Source organism: Hydrogenovibrio sp. 3SP14C1, assembly GCF_029625905.1.
Classification (GTDB): domain Bacteria; phylum Pseudomonadota; class Gammaproteobacteria; order Thiomicrospirales; family Thiomicrospiraceae; genus Hydrogenovibrio.
In genome coordinates, this window is the sequence record NZ_JARTLM010000346.1 from 1 (window position 1) to 233 (window position 233).

At 43.8% G+C, this 233-nt stretch carries 1 protein-coding gene; it reads left to right on the plus strand.

Annotated features, from left to right (window positions below; all coding sequences use genetic code 11):
• On the plus strand, positions 1-233 hold a 233-nt coding region (gene nrdD / locus P8629_RS12785; protein ID WP_278166458.1), incomplete at both ends, for an anaerobic ribonucleoside-triphosphate reductase.

Here is a 233-nt window from a genome sequence, read left to right on the forward strand (position 1 = left end):
GAGAAAGAGTGTTACGACGCCTTCCAATCGCTGGAATATGAAGTCAATACCTTGCACACGGCTAATGGGCAAACCCCTTTTGTCACGTTTGGTTTTGGCTTAGGTACGTCGTGGGAAGCGCGCTTAATTCAGCAATCGATCTTAAAAAATCGTATCGCTGGGCTTGGTAAAAATCGTAAAACCGCCGTATTCCCGAAATTAGTCTTTGCGATTAAACAAGGTTTGAACCATAA